Annotated in this window: 12 protein-coding genes; 5 read left to right on the top strand and 7 right to left on the bottom strand. The window is 60.4% G+C overall.

Features of this window, described 5'->3' with window-relative positions; all coding sequences use genetic code 11:
- Window positions 1-64: 64 nt before the first annotated feature.
- Complete coding sequence (locus QOM08_RS12035; RefSeq protein WP_047230563.1) at window positions 65-262, bottom strand: YbdD/YjiX family protein; 198 nt, start codon at window positions 260-262, stop codon at window positions 65-67.
- Window positions 263-278: 16 nt separating this feature from the next.
- Window positions 279-2,339 carry a carbon starvation CstA family protein gene (locus tag QOM08_RS12030; protein WP_076385097.1) on the bottom strand — a complete coding sequence of 687 codons (2,061 nt, stop codon included), beginning with the start codon at window positions 2,337-2,339 and terminating at the stop codon, window positions 279-281.
- A gap of 348 nt (window positions 2,340-2,687) precedes the next feature.
- Between QOM08_RS12030 and QOM08_RS12025 the strand changes: the two genes are divergently transcribed.
- Together QOM08_RS12025 and QOM08_RS12020 are read left to right on the top strand one after the other, a co-directional pair.
- A complete protein-coding gene (locus QOM08_RS12025; RefSeq protein WP_092398613.1) occupies window positions 2,688-4,049 on the top strand; it encodes a cache domain-containing protein in 1,362 nt (453 codons plus the stop codon).
- Window positions 4,050-4,080: 31 nt separating this feature from the next.
- Window positions 4,081-4,713, top strand: a complete 633-nt coding sequence (locus QOM08_RS12020; protein ID WP_047229883.1) for a response regulator — start codon at window positions 4,081-4,083, stop codon at window positions 4,711-4,713.
- A gap of 23 nt (window positions 4,714-4,736) precedes the next feature.
- Here QOM08_RS12020 and QOM08_RS12015 read toward each other — a convergent pair whose 3' ends face one another.
- On the bottom strand, window positions 4,737-5,897 hold the full coding sequence (locus QOM08_RS12015; protein ID WP_316913004.1) for a GGDEF domain-containing protein: 1,161 nt from the start codon (window positions 5,895-5,897) through the stop codon (window positions 4,737-4,739).
- 187 nt (window positions 5,898-6,084) lie between these two features.
- Between QOM08_RS12015 and QOM08_RS12010 the strand changes: the two genes are divergently transcribed.
- From QOM08_RS12010 to QOM08_RS12000, 3 genes are all read left to right on the top strand, one after another.
- Window positions 6,085-6,876, top strand: a complete 792-nt coding sequence (locus tag QOM08_RS12010; protein WP_316913003.1) for a transporter substrate-binding domain-containing protein — start codon at window positions 6,085-6,087, stop codon at window positions 6,874-6,876.
- Between the two features lie 96 nt (window positions 6,877-6,972).
- Window positions 6,973-8,850: a DUF294 nucleotidyltransferase-like domain-containing protein gene (locus QOM08_RS12005; protein WP_076385103.1), complete on the top strand. Its 1,878-nt coding sequence runs from the start codon at window positions 6,973-6,975 to the stop codon at window positions 8,848-8,850.
- A complete protein-coding gene (locus tag QOM08_RS12000) occupies window positions 8,847-9,557 on the top strand; it encodes a 3'-5' exonuclease (protein WP_076385105.1) in 711 nt (236 codons plus the stop codon). Before QOM08_RS12005 ends, QOM08_RS12000 begins: the two co-directional genes overlap by 4 nt.
- A gap of 4 nt (window positions 9,558-9,561) precedes the next feature.
- On the opposite strand, the gene QOM08_RS11995 is transcribed toward QOM08_RS12000, so the two are convergent.
- The 4 genes from QOM08_RS11995 to QOM08_RS11980 form a co-directional block, all read right to left on the bottom strand.
- Window positions 9,562-11,232, bottom strand: a complete 1,671-nt coding sequence (locus tag QOM08_RS11995; RefSeq protein WP_316913002.1) for a BCCT family transporter — start codon at window positions 11,230-11,232, stop codon at window positions 9,562-9,564.
- A gap of 276 nt (window positions 11,233-11,508) precedes the next feature.
- Entirely contained in the window at window positions 11,509-12,528 is a 1,020-nt protein-coding gene (locus tag QOM08_RS11990; RefSeq protein WP_316913001.1) for a TRAP transporter substrate-binding protein, read from the bottom strand.
- A 56-nt stretch (window positions 12,529-12,584) separates the two neighbouring features.
- A complete protein-coding gene (locus QOM08_RS11985) occupies window positions 12,585-13,865 on the bottom strand; it encodes a TRAP transporter large permease subunit (RefSeq protein WP_047229890.1) in 1,281 nt (426 codons plus the stop codon).
- Window positions 13,862-14,410, bottom strand: coding sequence for a TRAP transporter small permease (locus QOM08_RS11980; protein ID WP_076385109.1), 549 nt, complete (start codon window positions 14,408-14,410; stop codon window positions 13,862-13,864). The genes QOM08_RS11985 and QOM08_RS11980 overlap by 4 nt, the downstream gene beginning before the upstream one ends.
- Window positions 14,411-14,648: the final 238 nt, after the last annotated feature.

The raw sequence follows: 14,648 nt of genomic DNA, 5'->3' as shown, positions 1-14,648 counted from the left end.
ACCCTACGCCTTCGCGAACAAGCCCGCTCCCACAGGGTTACCTCATCAACCTGAAATCAGTTGATCAACAGCACTTGGGTCCCGCCTTGCCACCGTATCGGGCTTCCTGGCGTTCGCGGAAGAACGCCTCGTAGTCCATCAGCGGTTTGTCCGGGTGTTTGCTTTGCATGTGCTCGACGTAGTTGTCGTAGTCGGGCATGCCGACCATCAGGCGGGCGGCCTGACCGAGGTATTTACCGAGGCGACTCAAGTCATTGAACATCGTTGCAATCCTCGATTCAGGCGTCCGGCACGGCCTGGAAGGGCGCTTCTTTATCCGTGCGTTCCTTGTGACCCCAGGCAGCGATGCCGACCTTGAGCGCGTAGAACAGGATGCTGAAGACCACCAGCAGGAACAACACCGTCAGCGTTGCGTTGGTGTAAGCGTTGTACACCACGTGCTGCATCTGCTCGATGCTCTTGGCCGGGGCCAGGATCTGGCCGGCGGCCAGGGCATCGTTGTATTTGCGCGCCAGGGCCAGGAAGCCGATCGCCGGGTTGGCGTCGAACAGCTTGATCAGGCCCGCCGTGGTGGTGCAGATCAGCAACCAGACCGCCGGCAGCATGGTCACCCAGACGTAGCGCTGGCGCTTCATCTTGATCAGTACCACGGTGCCGAGCATCAGGGCGATACCGGCCAGCATCTGGTTGGAGATGCCGAACAGCGGCCACAAGGTGTTGATGCCGCCCAGCGGATCGATCACGCCCTGGTACAACAGGTAGCCCCACAGCGCCACACAGCCGGCGGTGGCGATCAGGTTGGCGACCCAGGATTCAGTCCGCTTGAGGGCTGGTACGAACGAGCCCAACAGGTCCTGCAGCATGAAGCGCCCGGCACGGGTGCCGGCGTCTACCGCCGTGAGGATGAACAGCGCCTCGAACAGGATTGCGAAGTGGTACCAGAACGCCATGGTGTTCTCACCCGGCAACACCGAGTGCAGGATCTGCGCGATCCCCACCGCCAGCGTCGGCGCACCGCCGGCACGGGCCAGGATGGTGGTCTCGCCGATGTCATTGGCCACCGCCTGCAGCGCTTCGGGGGTGATTGCAAAGCCCCAACTGCTGACAGTCTGCGCCACGCTCACCACATCACCGCCGACGATCGCCGCCGGGCTGTTCATGGCGAAGTACACGCCCGGCTCGATCACCGAAGCGGCGACCATTGCCATGATGGCCACGAACGACTCCATCAGCATGCCGCCGTAACCGATGTAGCGGGCGTTGACTTCGTTATCGAGCATCTTCGGCGTGGTGCCCGAAGAGATCAGCGCGTGGAAACCCGAAACCGCGCCACAGGCGATGGTGATGAACAGGAACGGGAACAATCCGCCCTTCCACACCGGGCCCGTGCCGTCGGTGAACTGGGTCAGTGCCGGCATTTTCAGCTCGGGCATGGTGACCAGGATGCCGATCGCCAGGGCGACGATGGTGCCAATCTTCAAGAAGGTGGACAGGTAGTCGCGCGGCGCCAGGATCAGCCAGATCGGCAACACCGCGGCAACAAAACCGTAGCCGATCAGCATCCAGGTGATTTGCACGCCGGTGAAGGTGAAGGCCTCGGCCCAGACCGGGTCTGCGGCCACTTGCCCGCCGAGCCAGATCGAGCCCAGCAGCAACAGCACGCCGATGAGGGAAATTTCACCGATGCGGCCCGGGCGGATGTAGCGCATGTAGATGCCCATGAACATCGCGATCGGGATGGTCGCCATCACCGTGAAGATCCCCCACGGGCTCTCGGCCAGGGCCTTGACCACGATCAGCGCCAGCACCGCGAGGATGATGATCATGATCAGGAAGCAGCCGAACAGCGCGATGGTGCCGGGAACGCGGCCCATCTCTTCGCGGACCATGTCGCCCAGGGAGCGACCGTTGCGACGGGTGGACAGGAACAGGACCATGAAGTCCTGCACGGCACCGGCCAGCACCACCCCGGCGATCAGCCAGAGCGTACCGGGCAGGTAGCCCATCTGCGCCGCCAGTACCGGCCCGACCAGCGGCCCCGCACCGGCAATGGCCGCGAAGTGGTGGCCGAACAGGATGTGTTTGTTGGTCGGGACATAGTCCAGGCCATCGTTGTTGAGCACGGCGGGGGTGGCCCGGCGCGCATCGAGTTGCATCACGTTATTGGCGATGAACAGGCTGTAGTAGCGGTAGGCGACCAGGTAGATGGCCACGGCTGCGACGACGATCCAGAGGGCGTTGATCGGTTCGCCGCGGCGCAAGGCCACGACACTCAACGCACAAGCTCCCAGAACAGCCACGGCAAACCAGGCAAGGTGTTTAACCAGACGGGTTGTCATTGCGTGTCTCCTGCCGATATCCAGTGGATTGCGGCGATTGTTTTTATAGTGTGCCCCGACTATTCGGAGCCGGCCCAATATCCGTGGAAGCCGTCAATAAATAAATCCGCAGTACTACGTACGGGCCATCTACGTAGTTCTACGTAGACTCTCGTGGAATCCCTCTGTGTGAGCCCATGCAAAGCCAATGCAGGCTAACGACTGTGGGAGCAAAGCTTGCTCGCGATAACGCTGGGTCTGTTGGCAACAGTCCAGGCTGATCCGTCGCGATCGCGAGCAAGCTTTGCTCCCACAGCGTTATGATGCCGACCATTCGCCTCCCCCCGTTGAGTCCGGACAGGAGTACACATGCTGCTCAAACACAAAATCGTCGCCTTGGGAATTCTGCCCCTGGTCCTGGCGATTGCCGTCATCTGCGCCTTGGTGATCTCGCTTAATCGCCAGTTGGGTGATCAACAGGCGCAACTGATCGAAGACAGCATCCTGGCCAGCAAGCGCGCGGAGCTGAAAAACTACGTCGAAATGGCGCAAAGCCTGATCGCCCCGCTGTATAACAACGGCCAGGGCGACGCACGCGCGCAGCAGCAGGTGCTGGAGGAGCTGCGCAAGCTCAGTTTTGGCATCAATGGCTATTTCTTCGTCTACGACCGCCAGGGGCGCAGCCTGATGCATGCCCGGCAGTCCGAACTGGTGGGCCAATACCTCTGGGACATGAAAGATCCCCAGGGGCTGCCGGTGATCCAGGCATTGCTCAAGAGCGCTGAATCCGGCGAAGGTTTCCAGCGCTACGCATGGAACAAGCCCTCCTCCGGCCAGGTGACCGACAAGCTGGCCTATGTGGTGATGCTGGATCGCTGGGGTTGGATGCTCGGGACCGGGATTTACCTGGAGGATGTCGAGCGCGCCACCCAGCAAGCCCGCGCTGAAGTGGCCCAGGGCATCCACACCACCATGCAGGCCATCGCAGCCATTGCGCTGGTGGCGGTCCTGCTGGTGTTTGCCGGCGGCATGACCCTCAACGTCAGCGAACATCGCTTGGCCGACAAAAAGCTGCAACGACTGAACCAGCGCATCGTCAGCTTGCAGGAAGAGGAACGCGCGCGAGTTTCACGCGAGCTGCACGACGGCATCAGCCAATTACTGGTGTCGATAAAATTCCAGTTTGAACTGGCCAGTCACGTCCTCGAAAAGGGGCAGGAAAACGGCCTGGGCATCCTGAAGAACGCGACAGACCGGCTGGGGGAAGCCATTGGCGAGATCCGCAACATCTCCCACGACTTGCGCTCCTCCCTGCTCGACACCCTGGGCCTGTCCGCCGCCATCGGCCAGCTCGCGGCCGAATTCCAGCAACGCAGCGGGCTTGAAGTGTCGTACAAAAGCAACGAATTCGATTGCCGCCTGGAAAATGGAGCACCGGTTTCGCTGTTTCGCATTGCTCAGGAAGCCTTGACCAATATCGAGCGTCACGCCGGGGCGAAAAGTGTCGGCATCACCCTGTTCGGGTCCGGCCAGTCCTTGCGCCTGACGGTGGTGGACGACGGGATGGGTTTCAACGTACCGCAGGTCGAACGTGGCCACGCCGGCATCGGCCTGCGCAATATCCGTGAGCGGGTCGAGCATTTCGGCGGACGGCTGGAAATGACCTCGGTGCCGGGACGAAGCGAGCTGGATATCCTGCTGCCCATGAACATGATGGCGACACAAAGCTGATGCGCGCCCAACCTGACAAGAGCACCTGCCGATGAACCTGCCCTCTGTGATCCGCGTCGCGCTGGTCGATGATCATTCCCTGGTCCGCGATGGCATCAGGGCCCTGTTGTCCGTCATGCCCCAACTGGACGTGGTGGGCGAAGCCGAGAATGGTGCACAGGCAATCGAGATGGTCGGGCGCTGCCAACCGGACCTGTTGCTGATGGACATCAGTCTCAAGGACATGAACGGACTTGAACTGACCCGCCTGCTGGGCAAGCAATACCCCAACCTCAAGATCCTCATCCTGAGCATGTACGACAATTATGAGTATGTGAGTGAGTCCGTGCGCTGCGGCGCCAGTGGCTACGTGCTCAAGAATGCCCCTTCGCGGGAAATCATCGCGGCCATTGAAGCCATCATCAGCGGTGGCACCTTCTACAGTGCCGAGATCGCCCAACGGCTGGCCACCGACCCAACCACCGACAACGAGCTGACGCCGCGCGAGAGTCAGGTGTTGTACAAAATGGTCCAGGGGCTGAACAACAAGGAAATGGCCCGGGAACTGGACATCAGCGTGCGCACCGTCGAAACCCATCGCCTGAGCATCCGCCGCAAGCTCAACATCGACAAGCCCGCGGCCCTGGTGAAATACGCCATCGATCACGGGATCATTTCACGCTAGCAACCCCGGCTCGCGCTCGCCGCCTATGACTGGACCTCGGCGGGCCTATCGATCCGACCCGGAACTTCATCGGCCACCGTGCGATTGCGCCCGGTTCGCTTCGCCTGGTAAAGCAAGGTATCTACGCGCTTGTAGAGATCCTGCCAGGTTTCCCTGGGGCCTAGACTGCCGACACCGAAACTCGCGGTGACCGGCCCGACCGTATCGCGCGTGACAGGCGTACCGTTCTCGATAGCCGCCCGCAAGCGCTCGGCACATTCGTAAGCTTCCCGGGCATCGGTATCCGGCAGGAGCACAGCGAACTCTTCACCACCGAGGCGCCCGACGATGTCCCGTTTGCGCGCCGAAGTACGCAGCAGTTGGCCAACTTCGCGCAAGACGTTATCGCCCACGTCATGGCCATGGCTATCGTTGATGTTCTTGAAGTTGTCGATATCGCACAGTGCCAGCGCTGTCGTGCCGCCCTGCCTCTTCATCAGCAGCATCGACACCCGTTCTTCGAAGCCGCGCCGGTTCAAGACACCGGTCAACGGGTCAAAATCGCGTTCGCGACGCAGGTCATCGATCACGTCAGCAATGGCCGCGGCGAGAATCACAAAGGCAAGTCCGATACCGAGCACCGCCAGGGACAACTGGAGCGCCTGCCAGAACACCGAGTTGGCGAAAGCGACCCGGTCCAGCGGCACCGACAGCCCGACAGTCAACAGGGTCCGCGGAAAGAAATGCAACGCGAAGACCAGCAACACCCAGAACAGCGCCTTGTCGACGAGTCGCCCGCGTAACAGCGATCTGAGCTTGACCGCCGCCAAAAGCAAAATCGCACCATAGCCGAAGTTCTGGATGTAGATGCGCGCAAGCAGGTTGCGGTCGATATAAAAGAACCAGGCCAGTGCCAGGGAAATGACGCACACCACGGCCACGTCCAGCCGCCAGCCGAGGCGTTTTTGCGAGCGCAGCAAAACGCCTTCGGCCACCGCCAGGACCGCCGAGGTATACAGCGCGCCGGACACAATGGCATTGGGCCCGACCCCGGGAGGCCAGCCGAAAAGCTGCGACGTGGCGCCACACGCGAACAGGCCACAGCCACCAGCCAGGAGCAGCAGATAGTCGCGTTTTTTGTCGATAAACCAGGCGCAGACGAACGCAACCCCAAAGACCGACAGGATCCCTGGGACCATCAACATAAGCGTAATTCTGACGACTGATGCGTCCATCCGAAACGTGTTTCTCCCCTGACCCAAGTCTGCCATCGCCCATGATGACAGAGGCGAAGGCAGCACACCTGCGAAGTTTGAGGCGCCAATGACAGCCCGCCAACCTTTTCACTACACTGCCCGTCTTGTCCCCTCCCTTGCGAGACGTGCAATCCCTATGAAAAACATAACAAACACAATGACGTTCTGTGGCCTGCTGGCGTTCTGCGGCAGCGCCCTTGCCGAGCCAGTCCCTTCGCACCTTGATCAGGTCCTGCAGCGCGGCGAGCTGAAAGTGTGTACGACGGGCGACTACAAGCCTTACACCTACAAAGCCGAAACAGGTGAATACGAGGGGATCGACATTGACATGGCCCGTTCGCTGGCCGCCAGCCTAGGGGTCAAGGTTCAATGGGTGCAGACCAGCTGGAAAACCCTGATGCCGGACATGGTCGCCGGTAAATGCGATATCGGCATGGGTGGGATTTCCGTGACCCTGGAGCGTCAGAAAAAAGCCAACTTCAGCACCACCCTGGATGTGGATGGCAAAATCCCGCTGGTGCGTTGCGAGGACCAGGCGCGCTACCAGACCATTGAGCAGCTCAACCAGCCTTCGGTGCGCCTGGTGGAACCGGCGGGCGGCACCAACGAAGCTTTCGTCCGGGCGTTCCTGCCCAAAGGGCAACTCAAGTTCCACGACAACGTGACCATCTTCCAGGAACTGCTAGACAAGCGGGCCGACGTGATGATCACCGATGCCTCGGAAGCGCTCTATCAGCAGAAACTCAAACCCGGTCTTTGCGCCGTCAACCCCAGCCGCTACTTGCAGTATGGCGAGAAGGCCTACCTGCTGCCACGGGACGACATCACCTGGAAAATGTACGTCGATCAGTGGCTGCACCTGAGCAAGGCAAATGGCAGCTACCAGAAGGTCATCAGCCAGTGGCTGGCGGTGCCCCAGCAACAGTGACAATGCCTGCGCCGCACACGACTCACTCACCCAGGGTTTGTGTGCGGCCCCTGGAACTGGCATGTTGGTCTCTCAATTGATCAGCCACGAGGTTCCATGCAGATCGAGTTACTGGAAATCAGCGAGCACCTGCATCGTTTTCCCCCTTTCGATGCCCTGCCCCAGCAAACCCTGGAGGCCATAGCGCAGCGCGTCGAAGTCAGCTACTTCAAGGCCGGCAGCGATATTCTCGAGGCCGGCTCCATCGTCCACGACCTGCATTATGTGCGCAGTGGCGCAGTCGAGATCTACCGGCGCAACGGCCAGTTGTACAACCGGCTGGTGGAAGGCGACATCTTTGGTCAGGCCAGCCTGCTGCGCAGCAACAAAGTGCGTTTTCCGGCGCGGGCCCTTGAAGACAGCCTGATCTACTTCATCCCGGCGGATGTGTTTGCCCAGCTGTGCGAGCAACATGACAGCTTCGCCGACTTTGTCGAGGCCGAAGGACACTCCAGGCTCAAATCCGCCGTCGAGGCCCAGGGCCGCGCCAGCGAACTGATCCAATTGAAATCTCGCGCGCTGATTTCCCGGGACCTGGTCTGGGTCACCCCGCACACCAGCGTTCACGAAGCAGCACGGTTGATGTCCCAGGAAAGCGTTTCCTGCGTCGTCGTCCTGGAACCTGCCGGGCATCACCCGGAAAAAATGCTCGGCATCGTCACCGACCGCGACCTGCGCACCCGGGTAGTGGCCGCCAACCGCAGCGGCGATACCTGCATCGGTGAAGTGATGTCGACCGATCCGGTGGTCATCCAGGCCGACGACTCGTTGTTCGAAGCCATGTTGTGCATGCTTCGCAGCAACATCCACCACCTGCCGGTGGTGCACAAGGGGCGCACGCTGGGGTTGATCAACCTGTCGGACATCATCCGGCACGAGTCCCAGAGCAGCCTGTACCTGGTCAACAGCATCTCCAACCAGACCTCTGTCGAGGGCTTGCGCTCGTTGTTGCGGGATCTGCGCGGCACCTACATTCGCATGGTGCGCGACGGTGCGACGGCTCACATGATCGGCAGCGCCATCTCGGGCATTGGCCGCGCCTTCACCCAGCGGTTGCTCGAATTGGCCGAGCGGGAACTGGGGCCGCCGCCGGTTCCGTACTGCTTCATGGTGCTGGGATCGATGGCGCGGGACGAACAACTGCTGGTGACCGACCAGGACAACGCCCTGGTGCTGGATGATCGTTTCGACCCGGCCCTGCACGACGAATACTTCAAAAGCCTGGCAACCTTCGTCAGCGACGGCCTGGCAGAGTGCGGCTACAGCTACTGCAAGGGCGGCATCATGGCCACCAACGCGCAATGGCGGCAGCCGTTGCGAGTATGGCGCGAGTATTTCAGCCAGTGGATCGAGAAGCCCAATGCCGCCACCCTGCTCAACAGTTGCATCTTCTTTGACCTGGACGGGGTCTATGGGCAACTGGAAATGGTCAACGAACTCAAGGTGCTCTGCGCTGAAAAATCCAGGGTGACCCCCGCCTTCCTGGCGGCGATGGCCCGGAATGCCTTGAACCGCACGCCCCCCTTGGGTTTCTTTCGCACCTTCGTAATGGAAACCGACGGCAAGCAAAAACAGATCATCAACCTCAAGGGCCGTGGCACGGCGCCATTGACCGATCTGATCCGTATCCACGCCCTGGCCTGCGGGACCACGGCGCAGAATTCCTTTGATCGTCTCGAAGCCATCAGCACCACACAGCTCGTGCAACCGCAGGCCATTGAGCATCTGCGCTATGCCTTGGAATTCCTGTCGATGGTGCGTATCCGACACCAGGTCGACGCCATCGAACAGGGCCAGAAACCGGATAACTACATCGAACCGGAGCGCTTTTCCACCACTGAGCGGCACAACCTCAAGGAAGCGTTTCAGGTATTGAGCAATGCGCAGAAATTCCTGCGATTCCGCTACCCCGGTCACGCTCGGCCATCCCGATGAACAATCCGAAGGGGCAAGAAACGCTGGATTGGGCGGCACGTTTCAAACGTCTGGAACAGCAAGCCCGACACCCGCTGCTGCAACGCTTCTACCAACAGGGTGTCATCGACGCCGGGACTGCGCTGGAGCAGGTGGAACTGCTGGCCATGGACCTTGAAACCACCGGTCTGAACGCGCGCACCGACAGTATCGTCAGCATCGGCCTGCTGCCGTTCACCCTCAGGCGCATACGCTGCGGTGAAGCCCTGTACTGGGTGATCAAGCCCTCGCAGCTCAGTCATGAGTCGGTGACGTTTCACCACATCACACACTCCGACATCCGTCATGCTCCCCGATTGCCGGACGTCATGGAGAAAGTGCTGGAAGCCATGGCAGGGAAGATCATGGTGGTGCATTACCGGGCAATCGAACGCAACTTCCTGGATCAGGCGTTACGCAATCACCTTGGGGAGGGCCTGCAATTTCCGGTGATTGACACGATGCAGCTGGAAGCGCGGCAGGTGCGCGGTCAGCGCCGTTGGCTGGACCGGCTGTTACGCCGTCCACCCGAGTCCATCCGGTTGGCGGACAGTCGCTTGCGCTACCACCTGCCGCCCTATCACGCCCATCATGCCTTGACCGATGCCCTGGCGACGGCCGAGCTGTTGCAAGCGCAAATAGCCACTCACTACAGCCCGTCCGTCCCTATCGGCCAGCTGTGGGATTAAAAGGTCAGGTGCGCGGTTCCGACATCAATCCCTTGACCAGAGAAATACAGCCCAGCAGCAGGACGATGGCAAACGGTAAGCCGGTGGAAACCGCCATGGCTTGCAACGCGATCAAACCGCCACCCAACAACAGCGCAATAGCGATCACACCTTCGATGATGGCCCAGAACACCCGCTGTGGAACGGGCGCATCGACCTTGCCGCCAGCGGTGATGGTGTCGATGACCAGCGAACCGGAATCCGAAGAGGTGATGAAAAACACGATCACCAGCACGATACCGAGCAGTGACGTGATCTCCTTGAGCGGAAGCCCTTCGAGCATGGCAAACAGCTTGAGCTCCAACACCGCATCCTTGACCCCACTCAGCCCCTGGAGGGTGGCCTGGTCGATGGCTGTCCCGCCAAAGGTGGTCATCCACAATACCGACACCAGCGAAGGTACCAGCAGCACCGAGATCAGGAACTCGCGAACAGTACGGCCGCGACTGACGCGGGCAATGAACATCCCCACAAACGGCGACCAGCTGATCCACCAGGCCCAGTAGAACGCCGTCCAGCCTTGGGTGAATTCAGTGTCTGTGCGACCGAAGGGGTTGGACAAAGCCGGCAGGTACTCGGCGTAGGTCACCAGGTTCTTGAAGAAGCCGGTGAGGATCGCCAGGGTTGGTCCCACCACGATAATGAACACAAGCAACAACAGGGCCAGGCCCATGTTGATTTCGGATAGCAGCTTGACGCCCTTCTCCAACCCGGCGAGCACCGACCACAGGGCAATCAGGGTGATGCCGATGATCAGCACGACTTTGCTCACGCTGGTCGATTGAATGCCAAACAGGTGTTCAATCCCCGCAGCGGCCTGCTCGGCACCGATGCCCAGCGACGTCGCCAGCCCGAACAGCGTGGCGAATACCGCCAGGATGTCGATGATATGGCCCGGCCATCCCCAAACGCGCTCACCCAGCAGCGGGTAGAAGATCGAGCGTATCGACAGCGGCAAGCCTTTGTTGAAGGAGAACAGGGCCAGGGACAACGCGACGATGGCGTAGATGGCCCAAGGGTGCAGACCCCAGTGGAAAATGGTCGCGGCCATGGCCAGGTCGGCGGAGGCTTTCACATCGCCCGCCGCACCGCCCAGAGGCGCCCAGTCGGTACGCGCCCCGCTGGCGTCGAGTGTGACACCGCCCATGGCGGCAGCGTAATGGGACATGGGTTCTGCCACACCGTAGAACATCAGGCCGATGCCCATCCCGGCGGCGAACAACATGGAGAACCAGCCCACATAGGTGTGGTCCGGCGTGGCATCCTGACCGCCCAATCGAACCTTGCCCAAGGGCGAGACGATCAGCGCCAGACACAGCACTACGAAGATGTTGGCCACGCTCATGAAGAACCAGGCCAGATGCTTGGTCAACCAACTGCGCATGGCGCTGAAAAGCGGTTCGACTTCATTCTGCAGTGCAAGCGTCACGATGACGAACAGCAGAATGGTCGCCGCGGAGATGATGAAAACTTTGCCGTGGATATCCAGAGAGAAAGAGAACTGACCTCGGATATTGTCTTGCCCGATCACGTAGTCGGTGTCGATGAGATTGGCTTTGCCGCTGGGGGCTGGTATCCCCTCTGTGCCGGTTGACTGGGGTTGTCCTGATAGATCGTCTACAGGGTTTTTTCCCACGAGAACCTCCTTTTGTTATCCGCGCGCTTGGGCGCGCATGGTCTGATAAGCCCCGCTGTTCCTATGGTAAAAACGAGATGTGTGCGCATGTATCTTAACAAGCTTATGAGCCAGTCTGGGACATTGCGGCCGTTCAAGCGTTCCCCGGCTGGGAAAATGGCCCGTGCGCGAGCCCTCAGGGGACCGGCATCACGGCTGGGAAAAGCCTGAATCGCAAAGAAAAAAAGGCGCCGGGATTGCCCCGGCGCCCTTTGATCAGCCTGTGTGTCGCTCAGCTCACTGCGCGGCGCGTACCTTGGCAATTTCGTCGTACATCATCTTCACCAGATTGGCATCCAGGGACTTGGCGAACTTGTCGATCACCGGTTGCACACGCTCGCGAAAGCGATCTTTCTCGGCCGGGGTGATCTCGTTCACGGTCATCGCGCCGGCCAGCGCAGCTTTGGCCTTGTCCATGCTCGCGGCAGTGACTTCCCGCTGGTACTTCTGCGCCTCGGCGGCGGCCTGGCGGATCAGGTTTTTTTCATCGTCATTCAGACGGTTCCAGGTTTTCTGGCTGATGATCAGCGACTGGGGATTGAAGATGTGGCCGGTCACCGACAGGTACTTCTGCACCTCGAAGAACTTGTTGCCCTCAATCACCGTGAAGGGGTTCTCCTGGCCGTCGATGGTGTGCTGCTCAAGGCCAGTGTAGACCTCGGGAAACGCCATCGGCACCGGGTTAGCGCCCAGGGCGGTAAAGGTTTCCAGGTAGATCGGTGACTGGATCACGCGAATCTTCAAGCCCTGCATGTCTTCAAGCTTGGCCACTGGATGCTTGCTGTTGGTCAGGTTGCGGAAACCCAGGTCCCAGTAGCCCAGGCCAACCAGCCCTTTGCTGTCCAATTGCGCCGCCAGCTTCTGGCCGACCGGCCCGTCGATCACCGCGTGGGCTTCTTCGGCGTTGTTGAACAGGAAGGGGAAATCGAGCATCGCGAAATCCGCTGCCTGGGCGGCCAGGATGCCGGAGTTGAGCACGGTGATGTCCAGCGTACCGCCCTGCAGGGCCGAGACCGTCTGCACGTCACCACCCAGGGTTCCGCCGGGGAACAGACGGACCTTGAGCTTGCCGCCGCTCTTCTCGCTCAGCAGGTCGGCGAACTTCTGTGCGCCTTGCCCTTGGGGGTGCTCCTTGACGTTCTGGAACGCAAATCGCAGGGTACGCTCGCGGATCTCGTCCGCGTGGCTGACCACGCTGCCCAGCAGCAGCCCCGTTGCACATGCCCCGGCCAACAAGGTTTTCATCAGTTGTCCCATGTCACTCTCCGATCATTATTGTTTTAGAAGTCGAGCTACTACCGCTTGCACCGGCGTCAACCGGTGAAGAATTTCAAAGGTCCCAGAACCAGTTGCGGAAACAGGACCAGAAGGAACAGCACCGCCAGTTGCGCGAGCAGGAACGGCCACACGCCACGAACGATCTCTTCGATATTGAGTTTCGAAACCCCGCTCACCACATTGAGCACGGTACCCACCGGTGGCGTAATCAGGCCGATGGCAGTGTTGATGAGAAACAGCACGCCGAAATAAACCGGATCGATACCCGCCTGGGTCACCGCTGGCATCAGCACCGGGGTGAGGATGAGGATGGTGGGCGTCATGTCCATGACCGTACCGACCATGATGATCAACAGCATGATCACCACCAGGAGCAAGGTCGGACTGTCCATGAACGGTTCGAGCACTGCCGCCAACTGGCCCGGCAAGTCGGCAATGGTCACCAGCCACGAGGACACCATGGCCGCCGCCACCAGGAGCATCACCACCGAGGTGGTCTTGGCCGAGGACAGGATCACTTCGTACAGCTGGCTGACTTTCATTTCCCGGTAGATGACCAAGGACACAAACAACGAATAGACCGCTGCCACCACCGCTGCTTCCGTCGGGGTGAAAATGCCGAACTTGAGACCCAGGATGATGATCAGCGGCAGGCCCATGGCCCAACTGCCCTCGACCAGGGCCCGCATCACTTCGGCCCGCGAGCGCTTGGGTGGTGTCTGCACATGCTCGCTGCGGGAGATGAACCACCAGGCGATGGCCAGGGCGACACCGAGCATCAGACCCGGCACGATCCCGGCCAAAAACAGCTTGGAAATCGATACCCCGGACGCCACGCCAAACACAATGAAGCCAATGCTCGGCGGAATGACCGGGGCAATGATGCCTCCGGCGGCAATCAAGCCGGCCGAACGCGCCCGGTTGTGCCCCGCCAGCACCATCATCGGCACCAGCAAGGCCGCCAGCGCCGCCGCGTCGGCCACCGCCGACCCCGAAAGCGATGCCAACAGGCAGGACGCGATGATCGCCACGTAACCCAGGCCGCCACGTTTGTGTCCCACCAGCGCCATGGCGATGTTGACGATGCGTTTGGACAGGCCGCCGGAGTTCATCACTTCGCCGGCCAGCATGAAGAACGGCACAGCCATCAACGGAAAACTGTCGGCACCGTTAAGCAGGTTCTGGGCGATGATTTGTGCGTCAAACAGATCCAGATAAAACATCAACGCCACACTGACCACCAGCAAGGCAAAGGCAATGGGAATGCCCAGCGCCATGCTGCCTATCAATGACCCGAGGAAAATAACCAGTGTCATGGGCGGGTACTCTTGATGGGGTTATGGGCGATCACTTCGGCGGCGTCGTTGTCCTTGACCATGACCATTTCGTCATCCCTGAGCTTGCCGAACAGCGCCAGGTAGAGCTCATAGACCAGGATGGCGGCGGCGCTGGCGCCGAACACCAGGCCGGCAGCGTAGAACACTGCCATCGACATACCCGAGGCTGGCGCGACCACATCCAGGTTGATAACCGCCTGCTGCCAACTGCCGCTGAAGATCAGCCAGCAGATGTACAACATCATCAGGTGCCCGATGACCAGGCAGAGGCGCTTGCCGGCCGGAGGCAGGCGTTTGACCAGACTGTCGAGCCCCAGATGGGCACGGTCCTTGAGCGCCACCAAGGCGCCGAGAAAAATCATCCAGACGAAGAACCAGCGCGACAGTTCCTCCGAGACGCTGATGCCTGAGTTGAAGGCATAACGCAGCACCACATTGCCGAACACCAGCACGATCATTGCGACCATGCACAGCACAATCAGCAGTTTGAGCAGTTTGAAATACAGATCGACGACCTTTGTCATCTTGAAGACCTCCCGGACTTGTCGAGCGCCAGCATCCAGCAACCGGCGCGATAGGACCGCAACGATGGGCGGGGAGCTATCGGGTCAGGACACAGCGACTGAGCGTTGTTCCGGGTCCGGAGCAACGAAGCGAGGGATAGGGGCTGAGCGCTTGCAGACGGGTACGCATGGGGGTTCCTCAATTTTTTATTATGGTCTTGGTCAAGCTGAGCAAGAGGTGTTGCGCCTAAAATGTACC

This window comes from Pseudomonas sp. P105, assembly GCF_032614175.1.
GTDB classification, from domain to species: Bacteria; Pseudomonadota; Gammaproteobacteria; order Pseudomonadales; family Pseudomonadaceae; genus Aquipseudomonas; species Aquipseudomonas rhizophila.
This window is presented reverse-complemented; position numbering and strand designations above follow the sequence as displayed.